Origin of the sequence: Herbaspirillum sp. SJZ099 (assembly GCF_007828355.1) — a bacterium.
Taxonomy (GTDB): domain Bacteria; phylum Pseudomonadota; class Gammaproteobacteria; order Burkholderiales; family Burkholderiaceae_D; genus Herbaspirillum.
On the sequence record NZ_VIUO01000009.1, the window covers coordinates 1 to 19,971 of the forward strand.

20 protein-coding genes, 1 tRNA gene and 1 riboswitch are annotated in these 19,971 nt (G+C 56.0%); of the genes, 3 read left to right on the forward strand and 18 right to left on the reverse strand.

Going from position 1 to position 19,971, the window contains the following annotated elements:
* Positions 1-181 precede the first annotated feature (181 nt).
* Entirely contained in the window at positions 182-1,405 is a 1,224-nt protein-coding gene (locus FB597_RS16805; RefSeq protein WP_186442806.1) for an inovirus-type Gp2 protein, read from the forward strand.
* Between the two features lie 81 nt (positions 1,406-1,486).
* Here the strand turns inward: FB597_RS16805 and FB597_RS16810 are convergent, their stop codons facing one another.
* From FB597_RS16810 to FB597_RS20605, 3 genes are all read right to left on the reverse strand, one after another.
* Positions 1,487-1,915, reverse strand: a complete 429-nt coding sequence (locus FB597_RS16810) for a hypothetical protein (RefSeq protein WP_144770157.1) — start codon at positions 1,913-1,915, stop codon at positions 1,487-1,489.
* A 36-nt stretch (positions 1,916-1,951) separates the two neighbouring features.
* Positions 1,952-2,146, reverse strand: coding sequence for a hypothetical protein (locus FB597_RS16815; protein WP_144770158.1), 195 nt, complete (start codon positions 2,144-2,146; stop codon positions 1,952-1,954).
* A 140-nt stretch (positions 2,147-2,286) separates the two neighbouring features.
* Complete coding sequence (locus FB597_RS20605) at positions 2,287-2,421, reverse strand: hydrogenase maturation nickel metallochaperone HypA (protein WP_144770159.1); 135 nt, start codon at positions 2,419-2,421, stop codon at positions 2,287-2,289.
* A 109-nt stretch (positions 2,422-2,530) separates the two neighbouring features.
* On the opposite strand from FB597_RS20605, the gene FB597_RS16825 reads away from it, so the two are divergent.
* Entirely contained in the window at positions 2,531-2,776 is a 246-nt protein-coding gene (locus tag FB597_RS16825) for a helix-turn-helix domain-containing protein (protein WP_144770160.1), read from the forward strand.
* A 982-nt stretch (positions 2,777-3,758) separates the two neighbouring features.
* Here FB597_RS16825 and FB597_RS16835 read toward each other — a convergent pair.
* From FB597_RS16835 to FB597_RS16870, 8 genes are all read right to left on the reverse strand, one after another.
* Entirely contained in the window at positions 3,759-5,006 is a 1,248-nt protein-coding gene (locus FB597_RS16835; RefSeq protein WP_255517208.1) for an McrC family protein, read from the reverse strand.
* 11 nt (positions 5,007-5,017) lie between these two features.
* Positions 5,018-6,610 carry an McrB family protein gene (locus tag FB597_RS16840; protein WP_144770163.1) on the reverse strand — a complete coding sequence of 531 codons (1,593 nt, stop codon included), beginning with the start codon at positions 6,608-6,610 and terminating at the stop codon, positions 5,018-5,020.
* A gap of 3 nt (positions 6,611-6,613) precedes the next feature.
* Positions 6,614-7,633, reverse strand: coding sequence for a site-specific DNA-methyltransferase (locus FB597_RS16845; protein ID WP_144770164.1), 1,020 nt, complete (start codon positions 7,631-7,633; stop codon positions 6,614-6,616).
* Positions 7,634-7,725: 92 nt separating this feature from the next.
* A complete protein-coding gene (locus tag FB597_RS16850) occupies positions 7,726-7,914 on the reverse strand; it encodes a kinase/pyrophosphorylase (RefSeq protein ID WP_144770165.1) in 189 nt (62 codons plus the stop codon).
* Between the two features lie 142 nt (positions 7,915-8,056).
* Positions 8,057-9,250 carry an integrase arm-type DNA-binding domain-containing protein gene (locus FB597_RS16855; RefSeq protein ID WP_144770166.1) on the reverse strand — a complete coding sequence of 398 codons (1,194 nt, stop codon included), beginning with the start codon at positions 9,248-9,250 and terminating at the stop codon, positions 8,057-8,059.
* Positions 9,251-9,421: 171 nt separating this feature from the next.
* A tRNA-Leu gene (locus FB597_RS16860) sits at positions 9,422-9,514 on the reverse strand.
* A 222-nt stretch (positions 9,515-9,736) separates the two neighbouring features.
* Positions 9,737-9,958, reverse strand: a complete 222-nt coding sequence (locus FB597_RS16865) for a hypothetical protein (RefSeq protein WP_050466415.1) — start codon at positions 9,956-9,958, stop codon at positions 9,737-9,739.
* A 263-nt stretch (positions 9,959-10,221) separates the two neighbouring features.
* Positions 10,222-11,277: a nitronate monooxygenase family protein gene (locus FB597_RS16870; protein ID WP_144770167.1), complete on the reverse strand. Its 1,056-nt coding sequence runs from the start codon at positions 11,275-11,277 to the stop codon at positions 10,222-10,224.
* A 20-nt stretch (positions 11,278-11,297) separates the two neighbouring features.
* On the opposite strand from FB597_RS16870, the gene FB597_RS16875 reads away from it, so the two are divergent.
* Positions 11,298-12,131 (forward strand): DUF2242 domain-containing protein, encoded by an 834-nt coding sequence (locus FB597_RS16875; RefSeq protein WP_255517205.1) that lies wholly within the window; start codon positions 11,298-11,300, stop codon positions 12,129-12,131.
* A gap of 116 nt (positions 12,132-12,247) precedes the next feature.
* Here the strand turns inward: FB597_RS16875 and FB597_RS16880 are convergent, their stop codons facing one another.
* From FB597_RS16880 to FB597_RS16910, 7 genes are all read right to left on the reverse strand, one after another.
* On the reverse strand, positions 12,248-12,556 hold the full coding sequence (locus FB597_RS16880; RefSeq protein WP_186442808.1) for a hypothetical protein: 309 nt from the start codon (positions 12,554-12,556) through the stop codon (positions 12,248-12,250).
* Between the two features lie 184 nt (positions 12,557-12,740).
* Positions 12,741-13,256, reverse strand: coding sequence for a 6,7-dimethyl-8-ribityllumazine synthase (locus tag FB597_RS16885; protein WP_144770236.1), 516 nt, complete (start codon positions 13,254-13,256; stop codon positions 12,741-12,743).
* 142 nt (positions 13,257-13,398) lie between these two features.
* Positions 13,399-13,572: riboswitch (FMN riboswitch) on the reverse strand.
* Between the two features lie 123 nt (positions 13,573-13,695).
* Positions 13,696-15,348 (reverse strand): YbaL family putative K(+) efflux transporter, encoded by a 1,653-nt coding sequence (ybaL, locus tag FB597_RS16890; RefSeq protein ID WP_144770169.1) that lies wholly within the window; start codon positions 15,346-15,348, stop codon positions 13,696-13,698.
* A gap of 160 nt (positions 15,349-15,508) precedes the next feature.
* A complete protein-coding gene (gene htpX, locus FB597_RS16895; RefSeq protein WP_144770170.1) occupies positions 15,509-16,384 on the reverse strand; it encodes a protease HtpX in 876 nt (291 codons plus the stop codon).
* A 122-nt stretch (positions 16,385-16,506) separates the two neighbouring features.
* On the reverse strand, positions 16,507-16,974 hold the full coding sequence (locus FB597_RS16900) for a hypothetical protein (protein ID WP_144770171.1): 468 nt from the start codon (positions 16,972-16,974) through the stop codon (positions 16,507-16,509).
* Positions 16,975-17,337: 363 nt separating this feature from the next.
* The gene (locus tag FB597_RS16905; protein WP_144770172.1) at positions 17,338-17,553 is read right to left on the reverse strand and encodes a YbdD/YjiX family protein; all 216 of its coding nucleotides are present in this window, start codon (positions 17,551-17,553) and stop codon (positions 17,338-17,340) included.
* 13 nt (positions 17,554-17,566) lie between these two features.
* Positions 17,567-19,633 (reverse strand): carbon starvation CstA family protein, encoded by a 2,067-nt coding sequence (locus FB597_RS16910; RefSeq protein WP_141915873.1) that lies wholly within the window; start codon positions 19,631-19,633, stop codon positions 17,567-17,569.
* Positions 19,634-19,971 lie beyond the last annotated feature (338 nt).

The following is a 19,971-nucleotide window of genomic DNA, read 5'->3' on the forward strand; positions in this document are numbered from 1 at the left end:
CTTCGGATGTGAATCGCTTTTTCGGCATGGTCTGACTCTCCTTTTCAATAGCATATGAAATTTCAAGTCGGACCAGTTTTTTCAGGTCAGGTCAAGGTTATTAAAGCTATATAAATAGCTTTATTTATATAAACCATCTAACAGTACGGCATCAGTGTATTGATGCCATCTGATTATGCGCATGTACTCCATGGCGCACCAAAGGAGATGTTCTATCAGCTATGACAAGCGCCCTCACCACGACCAGCAGGAAGGCCGCAAGCCTCTTGCGTCAGATGTAAAGGAAGGATGCTGGAAACGTCCTTCCCTTTTTCAGTTTCATGATGTTGAACCTAATTGCCTGTATCGGGCAATCGACAACGATCATAACTGGGATGCATTGGTGGAAACAGATCGCTCTGAGTATGGTGTTGTACAGAACGAGCTGGAGGGTACGTTAAAACGTATTGATAATTTTGTCCGTGCAGTCGGCGAGTGCGATAAGGACGGGTTCGAGATCAATAAAAAGGATGGGAAGATTTACGTCCGTGAATTGACCTTGGGACGTGATTACTTTCGCTTGCTGGGTAGCTTCATTGAAGTCTATTCGGACAAGCTGGTGTATAGCCCCTACGTTGAATTGTTCTTTGATGCGATGAAGGCGATAGGGCTAACCCGCTTTGATGTCTTGCCGGGACCAAGATTTTATTGTCCCGGAGAAAAAATGATTGCGGCGGAAGTATTCAATGTAATCATTGACAAAATCCGTAAGGCATATCGCGATGAAGCGTTTCAGCGTCAGCTTAAATCACGCTCTGCTAATGCGAAGCGAAATTTCGCCAGCAATAGCAAGTTTGCATTGAGGTTGATTGGAGACTGTTCCAAGGTCTTGGTGCTACGCATTGATCTCTACTATACGAAAGCACACACCAAAGGAGTTACTGCCGAGCAGGCGGTTAAAGACCGCCTGCACTTGTTTAATAACATGCGCAATAACAGTTTATTTAACAACAGCATCGGCGTGATCTGGAAGCTTGAATACGGCCAGCATAGAGGAAATCATTTTCATCTGATGTTCTTCTTCAATGGTCAGGAGCGGCGCAGCGGAGATTGGTTGGCAGACCAAATTGGCAAATACTGGGCTGAGAAGATCGTCCCCGGCAAAGGGGCGTATCACAACTGCAATCGTGATAAACGTCAGTATTGGAACTGCGGGATTGGCATGATTCTCCACACCGATTCCAAGAAAATCCGTGATCTACTCACGGCAATTTCCTATCTGACGAAGAAGGATCAGTACGTAATGGCAAAGCGAAGTAAAAAGTGCCGCACGATAGGCCGCAGTGAAATGGGGCCTATCAACAAAAAAAGGGTTGGTCGTCCAAGAAAGTCGGAACTTGATTTGTCAGGGTTTGTGGTGCCTTGACTGACCTGACGGCTATTAGGATTGAAATACTCGACCCATGACGACAGATGGTGGATCAGGGTCTACCATCTGTTTCATATCTCAAAAGAGGTTGCACTCCAGCTTCTTCTGTACGGGGAGGACTTTCGCAGCATCGCTCTTGGGGAGGGTGATGCTCTTTCCTGAAAATTCAACCACGGCGTCAGCCTTGCGCAGATCGTCGATAAGTGTGACGAAATTCTGCGTCCCTACGCGGCTATCGGCGTCAAAGGGGCCATTGAAGGTATGTCCATTTACACTGATGGTGAATTGCTTGATAGACGCATTATTCTTGAGTTGATTCAGCGCTACCGAAGCGTAAGCATTAGCGCTACCGTCCTGAGTAGGGCAGCCGATATAAAGACGATACCCTTGGGTATCAACGAAATATTCTAGGTTGCCCTGGCCAAAGCCTTCCGTCCAGCGTCCTTGGACAGCTAGAGCAGGAAGGCAGAACATGCAAAGCAGAATACTCAGGGTTGTTGATTTCATAGTGGTTCCTTGTGAGTGGCCAAAAAATAATCAGGTCTATTTTTGACGATTCTTGAATCGTTGCTCTGTGCGATCCTTTCGACCGGCAATCCCTGTGACAACTTTGCCAGTCAAGATAATCGTATTGGCGGCTGCAACACCTGCGATTTTGGCGGCTGATTTTGCTTTTTCTCCGAAGCCAAAGGAGAACCGGTATTCATCGAGACTGTTTTTGAAATTTAGAAAATCCATTGATAACCATCCTTAGTCGAGGTGGGCGCATCTTAAGAAAAAAAACGCCATCACTAGGACGGCGTTAGTGGGGGAAAGGTTGGAAGCTGATGCCTAGTCGTTGGTCAGTCGGCAGAAGACGTGAGCACCGTATTCAATGATTAGCCGGCTCGATTTGCTTGAGTGTCTTCAGAACCGCATTTCGGACAAGTGGCAGCATCTGCCTGCCGGTCATTTTCATGGCCTGCTTCCCATTCATGACCGCAATCCTCGCAAACATGGTTGTACGGGCGCATTTTTTCTCCTAAAAGTTATTAATCGAATAATGAAAATTCTGGCCTTGATTTCTCCAATGGGTCGTAAAAGCCGTGGCCGTTTTAGCATCATAGCGCGACGATTCAACGCATGGCAAGAGTTTCGGCAAAACAGGACAAAGATCATCTGCTCGTGCATTTCGGCGAGGCAGTACGCGCACGCAGACTGGCGTCTGCTCTTTCTCAAGAAGCGCTTGCGGATTTTGCTGAGATAGATCGATCCCATATGGGAAAGATTGAACGCGGCGAACGAAATGTCACATTTTTGAATATTGTTCGAATTGCCAAGGCCATGGATTGCAAACCTTCTGATTTACTAATCGATGCGGGTTTGTAGGGCTATTATTGAATGCGATCTTTCCTCTAGAGAAATTGACAACAAAAAATGCCTACAGCCCCGTAAGGACTGTAGGAATTTAAATTGCGACGCACGCGTTTAGGACTTGCTAAAGGCGTGACCACATTCCTGGCACTCGTGGTTGTTGAGTATGTTGTTATCGATGGCTTTGCCAGCAGCCGCACCAGCCACACAACCAGCCGTGCCACCCAGTAATGCGCCCATCAGCGCGCCCATCAATCCACCTAGCGCGGAACCGACTGGGCCAGCGACCATCCCCAACACAGCACCAGTTTCAGCGCCGCCTAATGCAGCGATGGCACTCCCTACGGCACCAGCAGTAGCGCCAAGAGTACTTCCCACCTTGCGACCAAAATTGCGGGAAAGAAGGCGCTGCGAACCGCAGCGCGGACAATGGATTGAGTTATGCATATATCAGCCTAGACAAAGTTTCAGGAGAGCTGCTTCTCAGGTGTTCTTGGGAAATGCTCAGTCTAGTGATATATGTCTGAAAAAATTTGCTTTGCTGGCTTACAGGGCGCCGCCACTGGCACCCGCTTGCTTTGCGTTGTTACCATTGACGATGGCGAAATCTTGCGCCTCCTGTAAATGGCTATTTTGGGATTTGTATGGCTGACCGCGATCAAGGTGCCTCGCAGCTAGATGGGAGAACAACTCTCCCCCAGAATCTGATTAGCCTTCATCTTGCCGAAGAACTACTTCGAGAAAAAGCCATTGGCCTCATCATGCGAGATGAGCGCCTAATATTGCACGTATGGGGGTGAGCAGGAACTAGGGCGCAGGTTTGCGCATGGCTGCGACCATGCCCCGGATAAGTATTGCAACTGAAGGGATGGTGAGCTGGATTACTATGGCCATAAGAAGCGTCAAGCCCTGGAGCACACGGGCAAGCCACCTCCGGTCAAAGCGATGCTATAGCCGCGAAATACTGCTCCCTTGCTTTCTCTTTATACAAGAGTCGTTACAGGAACAGAGCTAAAACCTCACGAATCATGTTCGCGCAATTCAATGCCATGTTTCCACCGATATCCAATCGATAGTGATAAAACTTAGCGCCGGCGCCAACTGAACCGACGTATTCAAGTCCCACATTTCCATTAGTGGCGGGAGAAATCCAAATGCCAACTGGCGCGCCGATCGCAATGACATGACTGATGACTTGGTATCTATCCGTTTCTTCAATCTTTGGCTTATATTTCACCTCCCCAATCCCAAGCACTGTTCTACCTTTTTTAAATATCAAATCCGGTTTGATAGGGAAGCGTTTATTGTCAACAAAGAGAGGGTGCTGATTGCTAGATGCGTTGCCATCCAGAACGGCGATTGAATTTTCTCGCAACGATGAGCGGAAGGTATTTCTGACAAAGCTCTCAAAAATTCTATCTAGTGAAAAAAGGAACGAAGGCATCTCGCTCCCTTGGGCATCGTATGAAAATCCAATTTTAGTAAAGCCGGACATGACACCATACACTGTAAGCGCACCGTCATAGGCATCTCTGACCCACATTGGCAGTGACTGCGACGATGCTTCATCGCCCAACTGCATTGGCTGAGAATTTATGTTGTTTAAGGTGCGCAGCGCATCAAGTATTAATCGACGCTCTTTATCCCAACTAGCGTTTCGAGGAATGAGGCGTAGAAATGTGACGCACGCCGATTTAACAAGCCTATTAGCAAGGAGATTCGACGAGAACGTGAAGGTATCAGATACTACGTTTACATCATCTCCACGGGAAAGGAAATTCGTAACTGTTCTACCGAAATTTACTTTCGGTTTGAAATGTCCCCGATAGGGCTCTTGGTAATAGCCGCGCGCTGCACCAACCGTCAAAATTTTTTCAAGGTAGTGGCAGAACGCTTTTGCAAGCAATAAGTGTGGTGCCGAGACGTTCGATGTTTGGTATGAACGCAGAACTGGAAGTAACCGATCATATGTTTCATCGCTAATTGTCAGCATTGCCCACAGGTTCTCAAGCGGGAACTTCGGCCGAAGATTTAGTACTATTTCAGCAGTTAGAGGCAAATAGCCAATTAAGCCCAATGCCTTGAGCTCTATGCCGGTTACCACTTCACGAAGCTCTACCGCAGACAACTGTCGAGTCTCAGGTAGTAGCCGTGACTGTCCGTGAGAGTCAACCAAGTCGCTGCGAGGGAATATTCGCGCTTCCCTCTCATGCAGGTCGATGACTCGTGCGCGTGCGATTTGCACTGTTGCCAATGCTATGCCTCTTGCCCTGTTTGAGGAAGATCGCCCATTTCGCCAGCATCATCTTGCGTTTTCAGTAACGCTTCAATCTCTGTAGAGGTTGCTTCGAACGTTGGTCGATCGTGCATGTAGGCTCGCCTCAGCGCTAAGCGAACGCGACCACTCCAAACCTGTGCTAGGTCATCGAGAGAACGGATTTTAAGAAAGCTTGTGTGCCCAAAACCATTTGGGAAAGCCTGATTCAAAATATTGAAAACATGCACCGTGCGATTAATAGTCCCTTGAGGAACTCCTTCGCTTTGTAAGTGATTTTTCAGAACTGCGCCATCAGGATCCACTTCTATAACCCAAAATCTGCGGAGCAACGCATCATCCAAATCCGTCACTGAACGGTCGTAGGGGTTGGCCGTAGCAATGACAACAAGATTTTTGGGTATCACTGCGCATTTACCAGAAAATGGCAATGTAAATTCAATATCTCGATAGTCAACTTCCAAATACGTAAGTACCTCACCAAATATTCGGGCCACGTCCCCACGATTCAACTCATCAATAACGGCAACAAACATTTTTTCAGGATTGTCAGCCGCTAGTTCGCAGAAGTTTAAAAATAACCTAGAAGCTAATTCATACCGAATTCCAGTACCGTCTGTTGCTGGTATAGGACGGAAACCTTCAACAAAATCATCGTATCCGATGGCAGGGTGAAACTGCAGAAACAAAGTTCTCTTATTATCGTTTTCTGTGAGGCTCAATGCCAACTGTCTGGCGTACCTCGTCTTGCCGGTGCCCGGAGGCCCAGCGAGCAGAAATGCAAGGCTTTCTTGTGCTTGGATGGCCGCCATTACAGTGGCAAATACAGGATCATCTGGGCTCAGCCCAGCACTATTCTCAACGACAGCTTCTTCCGTTGCAATGGGTACAGGATTTGCTAAGAACGCTACCAGTTTTGGGGCAAGTTGTTGCAAAAATTGATCATTCGTTGGCCGCTCTCTGAGCAGGACTGGCCAAGGAACAGCAGGGGTTGTTAGTTTGAACCTTCCTTTATACGCTGGCTTGAAGTCAGCTAATTCCAGTTCATTTTGTAATAAATGACGCAGAAGAGCTGGCCAATCATTAACTTCATCTGGAATTCCTTCAAAAGCGAATAGCCATATTAAGAAGTCTTCAAATCTAAATGTTTCAGGTAATTCTTGTTCAAATCGAGGTTGAAACGCATCCGTCAACATCGTGATGGCCTTTTCTCCCTCGATCAGGCCCTGAAGTCGCATTTCCCTATAGCCACGTGAGGAGAATAAATTTCCCCACATTTTGGTGTCTTGGCGGATGATGTAATCGCCAGCGAACTCCCCCCTGTCCCAAGCTATGCCCTTTAGTCTGGGCCTTAGCAGGTTATTCCCACGGGACATGGGGGGGAGGTCGAGGCGGCTCCCGTTAAAGTACCGATCTAAAAATTGGTCGGTTCCCAATTTTTTAGACATGTCAACAAGGGCGTCGGTGCCAACATCATTTGCGGCAAATACGAATGCGGGGAGAAGCCAGTTGGCGCTATAGTTTTGTAGTCTTTCGATCGCTTGCTGGATCGTTGGTATATCAAAATAGCGCAATGGTTACTCCACTTTTGATTTGCCTGGTTTTCGGAAGTTTTTTCTATTTCCAACCCAACTTCCCCAAGCTGGTGATGGTTGATTTAGACGCTCTTGCAAATATTTCCAAGAAGCGGATTCGTGTCCGTCTGCTTCGAGAGCTGATTGGATATAGTCAACATAATCCGTACTCATGTCAATTCCAACAACATTTCGATCATTTGCTAAAGCGGTGAAGATAGTTGTTCCACTCCCAACGAACGGATCAAGCACGTGCCCACCAACTGGGCTGCCTACTTGAATGCAGCGACGAACTAGCTCCGTTGGAAATGCCGCATTGTGATTTGCTCTGCGACTCCGTTCAATTGGAATGTTCCAGACGTCCTCTTCAACCAGCATTGATCGGTCAAAGCTATAAAAACGACTCTTGGTGAACATGAATACAAATTCATATTGTCGATGCGGTCGATCCCTTGCTGTGGGTTCGACAAACGCGTTGCAACGATTCCAGATAATAGAGCTTCGCAGAGTCCAACCGCGCTCTTGCATGGCAAATGCAACTTTCCAAGGAATTCCGATCATACTTTTCTTGGGAATATCCCAGCCAGACATATCAACCGGTCGTACCTTAGTCCGAAAAAAATTACGTGATGAGCATTTGGGATCGCTGCCGTGAGGCTGGCCGTTACCGGAATAATAGGTATCGCCAATATTTAGGAAAAACATACCCTCAGGGTGAAGTGTCCGTTTAACTTCATCGAATACCACCATGAGTTTTTCTATATAGGCGTCGACGGATTCTTCGTGACCCAGTTGACCTTCATATCCATAGTCACGAACCCAATAGTAAGGGGGCGAGGTAACCGCTACGTTGAAAGTGTCGGCCGGTAGCTGTCGAAGAGAGGCGGCTGAATCGCCTTGGATCAGTCCAGCGACATGCTGGGCGCCAGTCATAAAGCTATATCGATTGCTTGTGGTGGCAGAGGTTAATAACTTACTATTTTCATTTCTGACCAACTCTGCACTGCTGGTGTTTGAACTCATTTTTTCCTTTTAAATTCGCATGACTTACATTCCGAGTCGCGTGCTGCAAATCGGAGAACATGTTTAATATGCGAAATATTCATTTCGCACGATCAGGGTTGTTTTCGTTCGGCGGAGGCGAACAGGTCAACCTGGCCTTGCTGCTGCTTCTCGGTGAATGCGCGCATGAAGTCTCTTAGCACATCGGCAGCCGGTCGTTTTTGCGCACGACAAGCCTGCACAAATGCTTCGCGCAGCTCCTTTTCCACCCGGATACGCATTCCGCAGTCTTTAATTGACATTTTTAAATGGTAGCATGTGGATACACAGCTGTGTATCCATTTTGCCTCTATTATCCGAACGGATGCTGCACCTTCAAAATCGTACATCTCCCCCAGGACTCTAAAATTGTTTGCTATTGAATATGGCAGGGCGTCAGTTGAATCACTCTACACCTTTACGTAAGGTGTCTAGGTAATCCGCCCATCGCTGCATCATCCGCTTGCGTTCGGGTAGATGAGACGTCCGGTTATAGGCTCGCCCGTTAGGATCGCGGATCGCGTGAGCCAATTGGTGCTCAATGAGATCGGGCCGTTCTCCAAGAACTTCATCCAGAATGGTGCGAGCCATCGCCCGGAAGCCATGAGCAGTCATCACTTCTTTGGTGTAGCCCATGCCCCGCAAGGCTGCATTGACGGTGTTCTCGCTCATGCAGCGTTCGCCCGTTCGGATACTGGGGAAGACGTAACGCCCATGTCCGCTAAGGGCATGGAGGCCGCGCAGCACATCTATCGCTTGAGTAGGCAGAGGAACTAGATGCTCTACCCCCATCTTCATCTTGGTGGCAGGAATACGCCATTCGGCAGTATCAAGGTCAAACTCTGACCACTCGGCAGCGCGTAGCTCGCCCGGTCGGACGAAAACCATTGGAGACAGCTTGAGCGCCGCTACGGTGTATGGGTGGCCGGTATATCCGTAGATAGCGCGCAGCAGTTCCGCTACCTGCTTGGGTTCCGTGATGGCTGCAAAGTGCCCCTTGGGGACGGCGGCCAACGCGCCGCGCAGGTCTGTGGTTACGTCGCGTTCGGCTGCTCCTTCAGCCACTGCAAACCTGAAAACCTGGCCGCATATCTGCTTAACTCGATGCGCGGAGTCGATAGCGCCTCTTGCTTCCATTCTGCGGACGGCGGCGAGAACGTCACGCGGCCCGATGGTTGAAATGGCCTGTTTGCCGATGACCGGGAACACGTTGCTTTCCAGCCAGTTCGTGATTTTCTCTTGTGTGGTGGCAGCGCGATTTGCTGCCGTCTTGGAAAGCCATTGGCGGGCGACAATCTCAAAGGTGTTTCCTGATGCGATGATTTGAGCCTGCTTCATGTCTCGCTTGCTTTGGGCGGGATCAATGCCTTCTGCCAGCAGTTCGCGAGCTTCCTCCCGGCGCTTTCTAGCCTTGGCAAGAGAAACTTCGGGATAGACGCCTAAAGCCAAGGTCTTGCGTTTGTTCAAGTGACGATAGTCCAAGCGCCAGTATTTCCCTGTCGCCTTCACGAGAAGATACATGCCACCGCCATCTGCGTATTTGTCGCCATTGGATTTAATGGGCTTTACTTGCTTCACAAAGGTATCAGTCAGGGACATAGCGTGTTTGACGGTATCTGGAATTGGTGGGGAGGGAGATACCGTCAAAAATGACGGTATTAATCTTGGATGTAATGCTACTGTCGTGGACAAACTTGGACAACAAAAAGCCCGCTGTGTCAGCAGACACGCGGGCTTAAAAACATCGTTGGACTTCTTTAAATCTTCAGTTGGTGCCTGAGACCGGAATCGAACCGGTACGCCCCCTCGCGGGTAAGCGGCGGATTTTAAGTCCGCTGTGTCTACCAATTTCACCACTCAGGCGTGTGGAAACGGCGCTGGCCGCCGAAAAAGGATCGCATTATAGCAGCGAGTCGCCGCAGTTCCGCCGATTGTTTTGCCGAACCACGAATAAAACCGCCCGTCGGCAAAGATGGCTGCCTGACACCGGCTTGGCCGCCGGATGCGAGGCGAAGCGAGCAGGACGATCAAGAAAGAGGTAACCGATGAAGAACCCGGTTATCCGGAATCATGGAGACACGCCCGTCAGCGCTTGAGCAATTCCAGCGCATCTTCGGCCACGCTGCGCAAATTGGTAATGGTGGCATTGAGGGCGGCCAGCTCGGCCGCCGTAGGTGGCTGATCCATGCCGTTCTTGACAAGGGATGCCTTGATGATGGTGGCTGCCATTTGCCAGGCAGCCTTGTTGTGCGCATCAATCAATTCCTTCTGGATGCGCTCCAATTCCACTTTCTGATTTTTATCCATTGCTATCTTTAACAAGGAAGTTATTCGAATCCGTCCGGGTCGCGGGCAGATTCACGATAGTTCTGATGGAAAACGATACCATTGAATTATTAGGCCTTACTAACAGCACGGTAATTTCATAAGCGATTTTACGCATGCAAGCCGGAATTTGGCGAGGCATTTCGACATTCCCGCCAAATGGCAGAACTCATTGCAACAACAGGCATTAGATGCGTTCTGATTTCCGTGCGCCTCCGATGCCTAAAATGCAGCGCCGGAACACATCAATGCCCTGCCGTTCGCAGCCCCGCCACCAGCTCTCGCGTCAGCTCTGCTGCCGGGATCTCTTTACATCCGTCTGCGTTCTGTCCCGCCCACATCGAAGTGAAATCGTCGCGCCCGGCAGCCTCGGCCTTGGCGCGCAAAGGAGCGATGCCCGACGTCGCCAACGGGAATGCCGGCGCTTCCGCACTGATCGGCCCCAGCTCGCGCATCGCACGATTGACGATGCCGCGCGCGGGACGTCCGGTAAACAAATTGGTCAAGGCCGTATGGCGCGCGCGTTCGCTCTTCAACGCGGCGCGATGCAGTGCGCCGGTAATCGCTTCCGGACACAGCATGTAGGCTGTGCCGACTTGCACGCCGGCCGCGCCCAGCGCCATGGCCGCCGCCACGCCGTTAGCGTCAGCAATGCCGCCGGCGGCAATCACGGGCAGTTTCACGGCGCGGGCGATCTGCGGCACCAGGCAAAATGTCCCGACCTGGGTCGTCAGGTCGTCGGAAAGGAAAATGCCGCGATGGCCGCCTGCCTCCACGCCTTGGGCAATGATGGCATCGACGCCGCGTTCGGCCAGCCACTTCGCCTCTTCCACCGTGGTGGCCGAAGCGATGATGCGCGCGCCCCAGCTGCGCAGCCGCTGCATCAGCTCCGGCGCCGGCAGCCCGAAATGGAAACTGACCACCTTGGGCTTGAATGCCTCCAGCAAATCGGCCACCTCAGGACTGAACGGCTGGCGGCCAGGGCCTGCGGCAATGGACGAGGCATCGATGCCGAACTCTTCATAATATGGAGACAAGGCCCTGCGCCAACGCTCCTCGTGGACGGCATCGGGCTCAGGATTGGTATGGGCGAAAAAATTGACGTTGTAGGGCTTATCCGTGGCCGCGCCCAGCTTGCCGAGCTCCTCGGCCAGCGCCGCTGGCGCCAGCATGGCGCCAGGCAGGGAGCCGAGCGCGCCGGCGTTGGATACGGCCGCCGCCAGCCCATGCAGTTGAACGCCGGCCATCGGCGCCTGGATCAATGGATGTTCGATGCCGAAGAGAGTTTGCAATGAATTCATAGGATGCGCCCGAGGATTGTTTGGCGAGCTCTGCAGAAAAAGCGCTTGAGAAGCGCTTATCCGGCGCGCCGACAGACATGATGCCAAACAGGATAGCAGGCCTGGCGCGCAATCGCAGCATCCGGCGCGGCGGCAAAACGCTGCAAACAAGTGGAAAGCGCGCACATGCACGGCAGATCGCCATCGTTTCTGGCGCTTACGGCTCCGTTACCGATATTTACGAACTCTTCGAACCCATCGCGCATCGAATCCCTTACAATTCAGGCCACCTGTTGTCGGAGATTTGTTGCATGCCCCGCCCGCGCTTTCCTTATCCCCTGCTCCTGATTGCCGTGTTCTCTTTGGGCCTGTCGGCCTGTTCCACCGACAAGGCCGCGTTCTACCACCAGGAAGAATTCAGCGACACCAGCGCCTTCTCGCGCAGTTTCCCCGGCACCGAAAAGGCGGTCTGCGAAGCCGCCCGCCGGGCGTTGCTGGGCCAGGGCTATGTCATCAGCAAGACCACCGAAAACACCATGGATGGCAACAAGAGCTTCCAGCCGGCCAGCGACAAACATATGGAAATCGCGTTCCATGTCGTGTGCGCCTCCAATGGCAACGGCAAAAGCTCGACCATGTTCGTCAGCGCCACCCAGGATGGGTTCGCCTTAAAGAAGAGCAACACCTCCGCCAGTCTTGGCGTGGGCGTGCTAGGGTCGGTCTCGATGCCTTTCGGCTCCAGCGACGATTCCCTGGTGCGGGTCTCCAGCGAAACCATTCGCTCCCCGGATTTCTATGACCGTTTCTTCAGTGCGGCCGAGCGTTACCTGCTGGTCGATACCGAAGAAGACGATCAAGCGCAACCGAAAAAATAGCCGCTCTCAGGCGGCCGGCATCGGTGAAATCAGGTGATGAAGACAATAAAAATGGCGGCCCGGGCCGCCATTTTTGATAGGCTGGATCATTGCAGACCCAGCCGTCCTGCCGCACATCAACGATGCCAGTACGGAGGCGGCGGCGGACGGTGCCAATGGCGATGGCGGCGATAGTAGTCGCGCTCGACATACACCGGCGCCGGGTTCACATAGTAGACCGGGGCCGGCCGGACATACACCGGCGGCGGCGCGACATACACCGGCGCGGGCTGGACATATACCGGCTGCGGAGCTGCGTAATAGGCGCCCGGAACGCCGATATTCACGCCGATCGAGACATGCCCGGCCATGGCCGGCGCGGCGGACAGGCCGGCCACTGCCGCGATGGCAAACATGCCGGCAATCATGGGAATCGACTTTTTCACGATAGCTCCTTTATCCATTCTGAAATACGTATCCAGAATATATGCTCCGGCGCGATGCCCCGCTAGAGAAAAGGCGTAATGTTTGTAAGCAAATGCTTCACAAGCATCAGGAAAATTAACACCAGGCAATCCGATCCGGCGCGCAACAGGCTGGTTGACCGCTGCGCGCCGGATCGTGGCCCAATCAGGCCGCGTTCAACGACGGCTTGGCGCCTTCGGCAGCCCTGATTCCTGCCAGTTTGGCGACAGTCGTCGCGCAGGCATGGGCCGCTTCGCGTCCCTTGACCAAGAAATGCTCATGGAAGAAGGTTTGATGCTCGCCATGCGAATGGAAATGATGCGGCGTCAATACGGCCGAGAAAACCGGCACTTCGGTTTCCAGCTGGACTTGCATCAGCGCCGAGACCACCGACTGGGCGACGAAATCATGGCGATAAATACCGCCGTCGACGACCAGGGCGCTGGCAACCACGCCGGCATACTTCCCGCTCTTGGCCAGGACCTTGGCATGCAACGGGATTTCAAAAGCTCCCGGCAGCTCGAAGAAATCGATGCTGTCGGCGGGCCAGCCCAGCCTGGCGATTTCCTCGGTGAAGGCAATGCGGCACTGGTCGACGATCTCCTTGTGCCAGCTGGCCTGGACAAAGGCGATGCGCTTGCCGTGGTCGGCATGGCCGGCAGAAAAACGCGGATGGGAGATGGCGTGGGACGCGGTTTGCGATACTGCTTGAGGTGCGGCTTGAGATGTGGCTTGAGACACGGTTCAGGACTCCTGTTCGATGAATAAACAGGGCGTGGGAATGCGCGGCCGCACGCGCTACGCGCGTGCGCGGTATCGCGCATCCCGTTCTCTTTCATCCGGACTGTGACCGTCGGCCCCGGGATCGCACCAGGTCTGCTGACCCCGGCGCCGAAAGGAATCGGCATGCCGGGCGCTCGCGGGCTACATGCCAGCGCCGTACAGGCGCTGCATGATCACCGCCGGTGGGGAATTGCACCCCGCCCCGAGAACTTGTTGCCGCGCCTCGGGCGCAAACCCCATCGGCGCGGCAAACGGGACTTTATCATGGCCTGGCGAATGCTGCAGAGCGCCATGGATCTTGGCCACCGGCTCCTGCGCGCCCGCCAGTCCGCCGGACTCAGGCGCCCTGCCCCAGCGCCCCCAGCATGCCGCGGGCAATCTCGCGCTCGCCCATGATTACCTGGTTGGCGCCGTGCTTCTCAAGATGCTCGATTTCGGCATCGGAATGGGCCCGCGCCACCACCTGCAGGTTAGGATTGGCGGCACGCGCATGCTCGATCAACTGGCCGGCTTCGAATGCATCGGGAATGGCTACCAGCAGCCAGCGCGCGCGTTCGATGGCGGCCGGCTCCAGCAGATCGGCCTGCGCGCCATTGCCATACAACACCGGGATGCCTTCGGCGCGCAAGGCTTCGACATTCTCGATCTGCGCCTCGATCACCACGAAGGGCCTGCCCTGGGCCCGCAATTGCTCGCCAATGCCACGTCCGACGCGGCCGTAACCGACCAGCACCACATGGCCTTCGAGATCGACTGCCTGCTGTGCCGCTTCGGCCGGCGCCTCGACGCCTTCGCGGGCTTCCAGACGCGCCTTGAGGCGGTCCAGCAGCGAAAACAGCAGCGGGTTGATGAGGATGGAAAGAATCGCGCCGCCCAGGATCAGGTCGCGTGCCATTGGCGACAGCAGGTCCAGCGAAATGCCCAGCGTCGCCAGGATGAAGGAGAATTCGCCGATCTGCGCCAGACTGGCGGAGATGGTCAGCGCAGTCGACATCGGGTGGCCGAAAATACGCACGATCAGCAATGCCGCCAGCGATTTGCCGACCACGATGATCAGCACGGTGGCCAACACCAGCAACGGTTCGCGCAGCAATATCGACGGGTCGAACAGCATGCCCACCGAGACGAAGAACAGCACCGCGAAAGCGTCGCGCAACGGCAATGACTCTTCCGCGGCGCGGTGGCTGAGTTCGGACTCCGACAAGATCATGCCGGCGAAGAAAGCGCCCAGGGCGAACGATACCCCGAACACATACGCCGAACCCAATGCGAACCCGAGCGCGATCGCCAGCACCGCCAGGCGAAACAGCTCACGCGAACCGGTATCGGCAATCCGCTCCAGAACCCACGGAATCACCCGGCGCCCCACGATCAGCATCACTGCCACGAAGGCCACCACCTTGCCCAGCGTCATACCCAGCGTCAGCAGCAAGGCATTGCCGCTCATGGCCTCGCCCTTGCCGCCGAGGATGCCGCTCAACGCCGGGATCAGCACCAGCGCCAGCACCATCGCGATGTCTTCCACGATCAGCCAGCCCACGGCAATGCGCCCGCGCTTGGTTTCCACCAGGCGCCGCTCCTGTAGCGCCGTCAGCAACACCACCGTGCTGGCCACCGACAAGGCCAGGCCGAACAGGAATCCCTCCCCGACCGGCCATCCCAGCGCCCATCCCAACCCCATGCCAAGCAAGGTGGCGATGGCGATCTGCGCCACGGCGCCAGGAATGGCGATGTTCTTTACCGAGAGCAGGTCCTTGAGCGAAAAATGCAGGCCGACGCCGAACATCAGCAGGATCACGCCGATCTCGGCCAGCTCCTGCGCCAGGTCGGCATCGCCGACGAAACCCGGCGTGAACGGGCCGATCGCGATACCGGCGACCAGGTAGCCGATCAGCGGCGGCATCTTGAAACGATTGGCCAGGGTGCCGAAAATGAACGCCAGCACCAGGCCACCGACAATGGTGGCGATCAGCGGGGTGTGATGAGGCATCAGTCAATGGTCCTTTCGAGGTGGATGATTTGAATTGTTTTTTGGAACGGCAGCACAAAAGACGGCAGAGACTGCACCGGCGACGGCCTAAAGACTATCACGGACGCCTCCGGCCGTCCGCACGGCGCATGGCGCGACGCCGTGCGGACGGCAGCGCCGATCAACGGCGCGCCTGCAACGCGGCGATGCGCGATGCCAGCGGCGGGTGGCTGGAGAACAGGCCCAGCCACGACTCGCGGCCGGAAATGCCGGATGCCTGCAGGTTCTGCGGCAAGCCGTCAGGCTGCATGCCGCCCAGGCGGCGCAAGGCATTGATCATCGGCGCATTGGAACCCATCAGGGCAGCGGCGCCGGCGTCGGCGCGGAATTCGCGCTGGCGCGAAAAATACATGACGATGACGCTGGCCAGGATGCCGAACACAATCTCGCAGACGATCACGGTCACCATGTAGCCGATGCCCGGTCCGGACTGCTCGCTGTTGCGGCGCAAGGCCGAGTCGACGAAATACCCGACCGCGCGGGCGATGAACATGACGAAGGTATTGACCACGCCCTGGATCAGCGTGAGCGTGACCATGTCGCCATTGGCGATGTGCGCCACTTCGTGCGCCAGCACCGCCTCGACCTCCTCCTTGGTCATCCCCTGCAGCAGGCCGCTGGACACCGCCACCAGCGAATTGCTTTTGCTGGCGCCGGTGGCGAAGGCATTCGGCGGGCCGTCATAGACAGCGACTTCCGGCATCGGCAACCGGGCGCGAGTGGCCAGGCTTTGGACGGTATTGACCAGCCACAGTTCAGTGGAATTTTGCGGCTGCTCGATCACGCGCGCGCCGGTCGACCACTTGGCGATCGTCTTGGACATGAGCAGCGAGATAAAGGAGCCGCCAAAGCCGATCAGCGCACAGAACGCCAGCAGCATGCCGAAATTCATGCCATTGGCGGTCAGGTAGCGATTGATGCCGAGCAGGCTGGCGGTAAAGCTCAACACCAGCATCACGGCAAGGTTGGTGACGAGGAACAGGATGATGCGTTTCATGGTTTTTCCCGATTGAATGATGATGCGCCCGCTCCCGTGCGGAATGGGCGGCAGACGAAACCATGCGCAGGCGCGCCGGCGGCACAGCCGCCGCGCACGCCGTCAGCGCACGAAAAATGAAATCAGGCTAATGGGGGCGGACGCAACTGGTCGCGCAGGAAGGACAGCCAGCCCGACGGGGCCGTGAAGAGATGGGGGAACGGTTGCCAGGAGGCGTCCGGCGTGGCAATGCGCGCCGGCATGGTATGGTCTTCGCTCTCCGCCTGGGGGGCGGGGAAATCGCCGTCCTCGTCGCCGAGGCCCGGCTGGTCGGCGGCAGAGACGGAGACAGCCGGTTGCGGCAATTCCGCCGCCAGCACGGCGCCCATGGCAACGGCGAGCATGTCCTGTGCCGCATCGGCCGCCGGGGCGATGCCGTCCGCAATAGAACCGGAGGAACCGTGGGAGCCGAGCAATGCCGCCGCCCCCGGTTCCCACGCGCAACGTTGCTCCTGCCCGCCGGCAATTGCCGGCGGCAGGTCGCCAACCGTCGCCGCCAGCAATTGCAGCGGGAGCAGGAAGGTCAGCAGCAGTAACAGCAATCGTCGCATCGTTTCGTTGTTGGAAAGGAATCATGCCAGGCTATCAACAGGCCTGCGGCAGCCCGGCATTATACGCAAATGCGCGCCGATCCTGAGCGGGCCTGTCCCCCGGATGAAAAGTTACTCACAGAAGCTGTGAACAAGTCTGTGGACAAGCAGTTATCGGGTATCGGACATCCTTTCACGGCAAGGGTTTCCAATAATTTGCCCGTAATTTGGACACGCCGGCGGATAAAACTGCGGCGCCGCAAAAGATGCCATTTTGTCATGCCAGCCCCCTCTCCTCGGCGCGGCATGGCGCAAGCGTCGGCGCCGGCCCACAAAAAAGGAGGCCCGAAGCCTCCTTGCTTGTGCGGCCAGATGCGCGCCTGGTCAGCAGCAGCGCCCCACCCGCCCTTTCCCGCCGTAGCGCGCTTCCTGCCTTTCGCGGAAGAACTCCTCATAACTCATCGCGCGTTGGTCGGGATGGGCATGCTTCATGTGGGCAACGTAATTGTCGTACTCCGGCATGCCGACCATCAGGTTCAGCGTGCGACCGGCCTGGCGGCGCCAGGCCAGCAGTTGCGCGAGCGCTCCCGAGATTTTCATGGCCGGGCTCCTGTCACGGTTGCACGGCAGCTGCCGGCAGGGATTCATACGGCGCTTCCCGCACGCTGGGCTGACTGGCCGCACGCGCCTTGAGCACGGTACGGATGCCGAACACCAGCACGCTCACCATCACCAGCATGAACATCGCCGCCAGGCCGGCATCGATGTAATCGTTGAAGATCACCTGGCGCATCTGTTCGATCGACTTGGCCGGCGCCAGCAGCTTGCCTTCGTCCAGCGCGGCCTGGTACTTGGCGGCATGCGCCAGGAAACCGACGCGCGGATTGTCGTCGAACACCTTCTGCCAGCCGGCCGTCAGGGTGCATGCCAGCAGCCACACGGTCGGCGCCACCGTCACCCAGGCGAAGCGGTCGCGCTTCATCTTGAACAGCACGCAGGTGGCCAGGACCAGCGCGATGCCTGCCAGCATCTGGTTCGAGATGCCGAACAGCGGCCACAGGGTATTGATGCCGCCCAGCGGATCGACCACGCCCTGGTACAGGAAGTAACCCCAGCCGGCCACGCACAGGCCGGTGGCGATCAGGCTGGCGGCCCACGAGTCGGTGCGCTTCATCGGCGGGATGAAGGCGCCCAGCAGGTCCTGCAGCATGAAGCGGCCGGCGCGCGTGCCCGCATCCACCGCGGTCAGGATGAACAGCGCTTCGAACAGGATGGCGAAGTGGTACCAGAACGCCATCATCGCCTCGCCGGTCACGCCGGAGAGGATCTGCGCCATGCCGACCGCCAGCGTCGGCGCGCCGCCGGCGCGCGAGATGATAGTGTGCTCGCCGACCGCCTGCGCGGTGTGGGTCAGCATCTCGGGCGTGATGTGGAAGCCCCATTGCGAAATCACCTGGGCCACATTCTCCGGCGTGGTGCCGATCAGCGCGGCCGGGCTGTTCATGGCGAAGTAGATGCCCGGCTCGATGCAGGAAGCGGCGATCAGCGCCATGATGGCGACGAAGGATTCCATCAGCATCGCGCCGTAACCGATGAAGCGCGCGTGCTTTTCATTTTCCAGCAACTTGGGCGTGGTGCCCGAGGAGATCAGCGCATGGAAACCGGAGACGGCGCCGCAGGCGATGGTGATGAACAGGAACGGGAACAGCGAGCCCGACCACACCGGGCCGCTGCCATCGATGAAGCGCGTGACCGCGTGCATCTTCAGGTGCGGGGCGATGAACACGATGCCCAGCGCCAGCGCCGCGATGGTGCCGATCTTGAGGAAGGTCGAGAGATAATCGCGCGGCGCCAGCAGCAGCCACACCGGCAGCACCGAGGCGACGAAGCCGTAGCCGATCAGCATCCAGGTCAGTTGCTTGCCGTCGAAGGTGAACATGTGGCCCAGCGCCGGATGCTCCTGCACATACTGGCCGCCGACGATGGCCAGCATCAGCAGCACGAAGCCGATCCACGACACCTCGCCGATGCGGCCCGGACGGATGTAGCGCGAGTACACGCCCATGAACAGCGCGATGGGAATGGTCGCCGCCACGGTGAAGGTGCCCCAGGGCGACTCGGCCAGCGCCTTGACGACGATCAGCGCCAGCACCGCCAGGATGATCACCATGATCATGAAGGCGCCGAACAGCGCGATCACGCCCGGCACCTGGCCCAGCTCGGACTTGATCAGGTCGCCCAGCGAGCGGCCGTCGCGGCGGCTGGAGATGAACAGCACCATGAAATCCTGCACCGCGCCGGCGAACACCACGCCGGCCAAAATCCACAGCATGCCCGGCAAGTAACCCATCTGTGCGGCCAGCACCGGCCCCACCAGCGGCCCGGCGCCGGCAATGGCGGCGAAATGATGGCCGAACAGCACGTATTTGTTGGTCGGCACGTAATCCAGGCCGTCGTTGAACTTGTAGGCCGGCGTCATGCGCTGGCCGTCCAGCCCGAGTACCCGCTCGGCGATGAACTTGCTGTAGAAGCGGTAGGCGATCAGGTAGACGCACACCGAGGCCACCACCAGCCATACCGCGTTGATCGATTCGCCGCGCTGCAACGCGACGTAGGCGCATGCACATGCGCCTGCCAGGGCCAGCGCGAGCCAGCCCAGCCTGGAAATAGTCCGGTTCATTGTTCTCCTCCCGCGAAGGGGATCTTGGTGATAGGAATGTTTTATTGTGTGTTTGCCTTGGCGCGTCCCGTCCTCGAACGGGCGTTTCTCGCACCGGCGGGAACGCGGTGGATGCCACCGTTTTGTCCTCGTTCTGCGGCGTAAAAAATATTCGAGAAACGGGCAGTAGTATTCGATATCGATGGCCGGCCCCACAAGCGCAGGACTACGCAGAGCCTCTACGTAGAATTACCGAGAACGGCATCGAATCGCCTTCCGTTCCTGTGGAAAACGTGGCGCCGGGGCCGCTCCGGCGTTGCAAATGCACCTTCTTTTCGACGAATGTGAAAAAGCATTCG

Bases quoted from the DNA above. Each gene is read 5' to 3' on its own strand.
- FB597_RS16805 (WP_186442806.1), top strand. From the start codon at position 182: ATGTACTCCATGGCGCACCAAAGGAGATGTTCTATCAGCTATGACAAG.
- FB597_RS16810 (WP_144770157.1), bottom strand. From the start codon at position 1,915: ATGAAATCAACAACCCTGAGTATTCTGCTTTGCATGTTCTGCCTTCCT.
- FB597_RS16815 (WP_144770158.1), bottom strand. From the start codon at position 2,146: ATGGATTTTCTAAATTTCAAAAACAGTCTCGATGAATACCGGTTCTCC.
- FB597_RS20605 (WP_144770159.1), bottom strand. From the start codon at position 2,421: ATGCGCCCGTACAACCATGTTTGCGAGGATTGCGGTCATGAATGGGAA.
- FB597_RS16825 (WP_144770160.1), top strand. From the start codon at position 2,531: ATGGCAAGAGTTTCGGCAAAACAGGACAAAGATCATCTGCTCGTGCAT.
- FB597_RS16845 (WP_144770164.1), bottom strand. From the start codon at position 7,633: ATGAGTTCAAACACCAGCAGTGCAGAGTTGGTCAGAAATGAAAATAGT.
- FB597_RS16850 (WP_144770165.1), bottom strand. From the start codon at position 7,914: ATGTCAATTAAAGACTGCGGAATGCGTATCCGGGTGGAAAAGGAGCTG.
- FB597_RS16855 (WP_144770166.1), bottom strand. From the start codon at position 9,250: ATGTCCCTGACTGATACCTTTGTGAAGCAAGTAAAGCCCATTAAATCC.
- FB597_RS16865 (WP_050466415.1), bottom strand. From the start codon at position 9,958: ATGGATAAAAATCAGAAAGTGGAATTGGAGCGCATCCAGAAGGAATTG.
- FB597_RS16870 (WP_144770167.1), bottom strand. From the start codon at position 11,277: ATGAATTCATTGCAAACTCTCTTCGGCATCGAACATCCATTGATCCAG.
- ybaL (WP_144770169.1), bottom strand. From the start codon at position 15,348: ATGCCTCATCACACCCCGCTGATCGCCACCATTGTCGGTGGCCTGGTG.
- htpX (WP_144770170.1), bottom strand. From the start codon at position 16,384: ATGAAACGCATCATCCTGTTCCTCGTCACCAACCTTGCCGTGATGCTG.
- FB597_RS16900 (WP_144770171.1), bottom strand. From the start codon at position 16,974: ATGCGACGATTGCTGTTACTGCTGCTGACCTTCCTGCTCCCGCTGCAA.
- FB597_RS16905 (WP_144770172.1), bottom strand. From the start codon at position 17,553: ATGAAAATCTCGGGAGCGCTCGCGCAACTGCTGGCCTGGCGCCGCCAG.
- FB597_RS16910 (WP_141915873.1), bottom strand. From the start codon at position 19,633: ATGAACCGGACTATTTCCAGGCTGGGCTGGCTCGCGCTGGCCCTGGCA.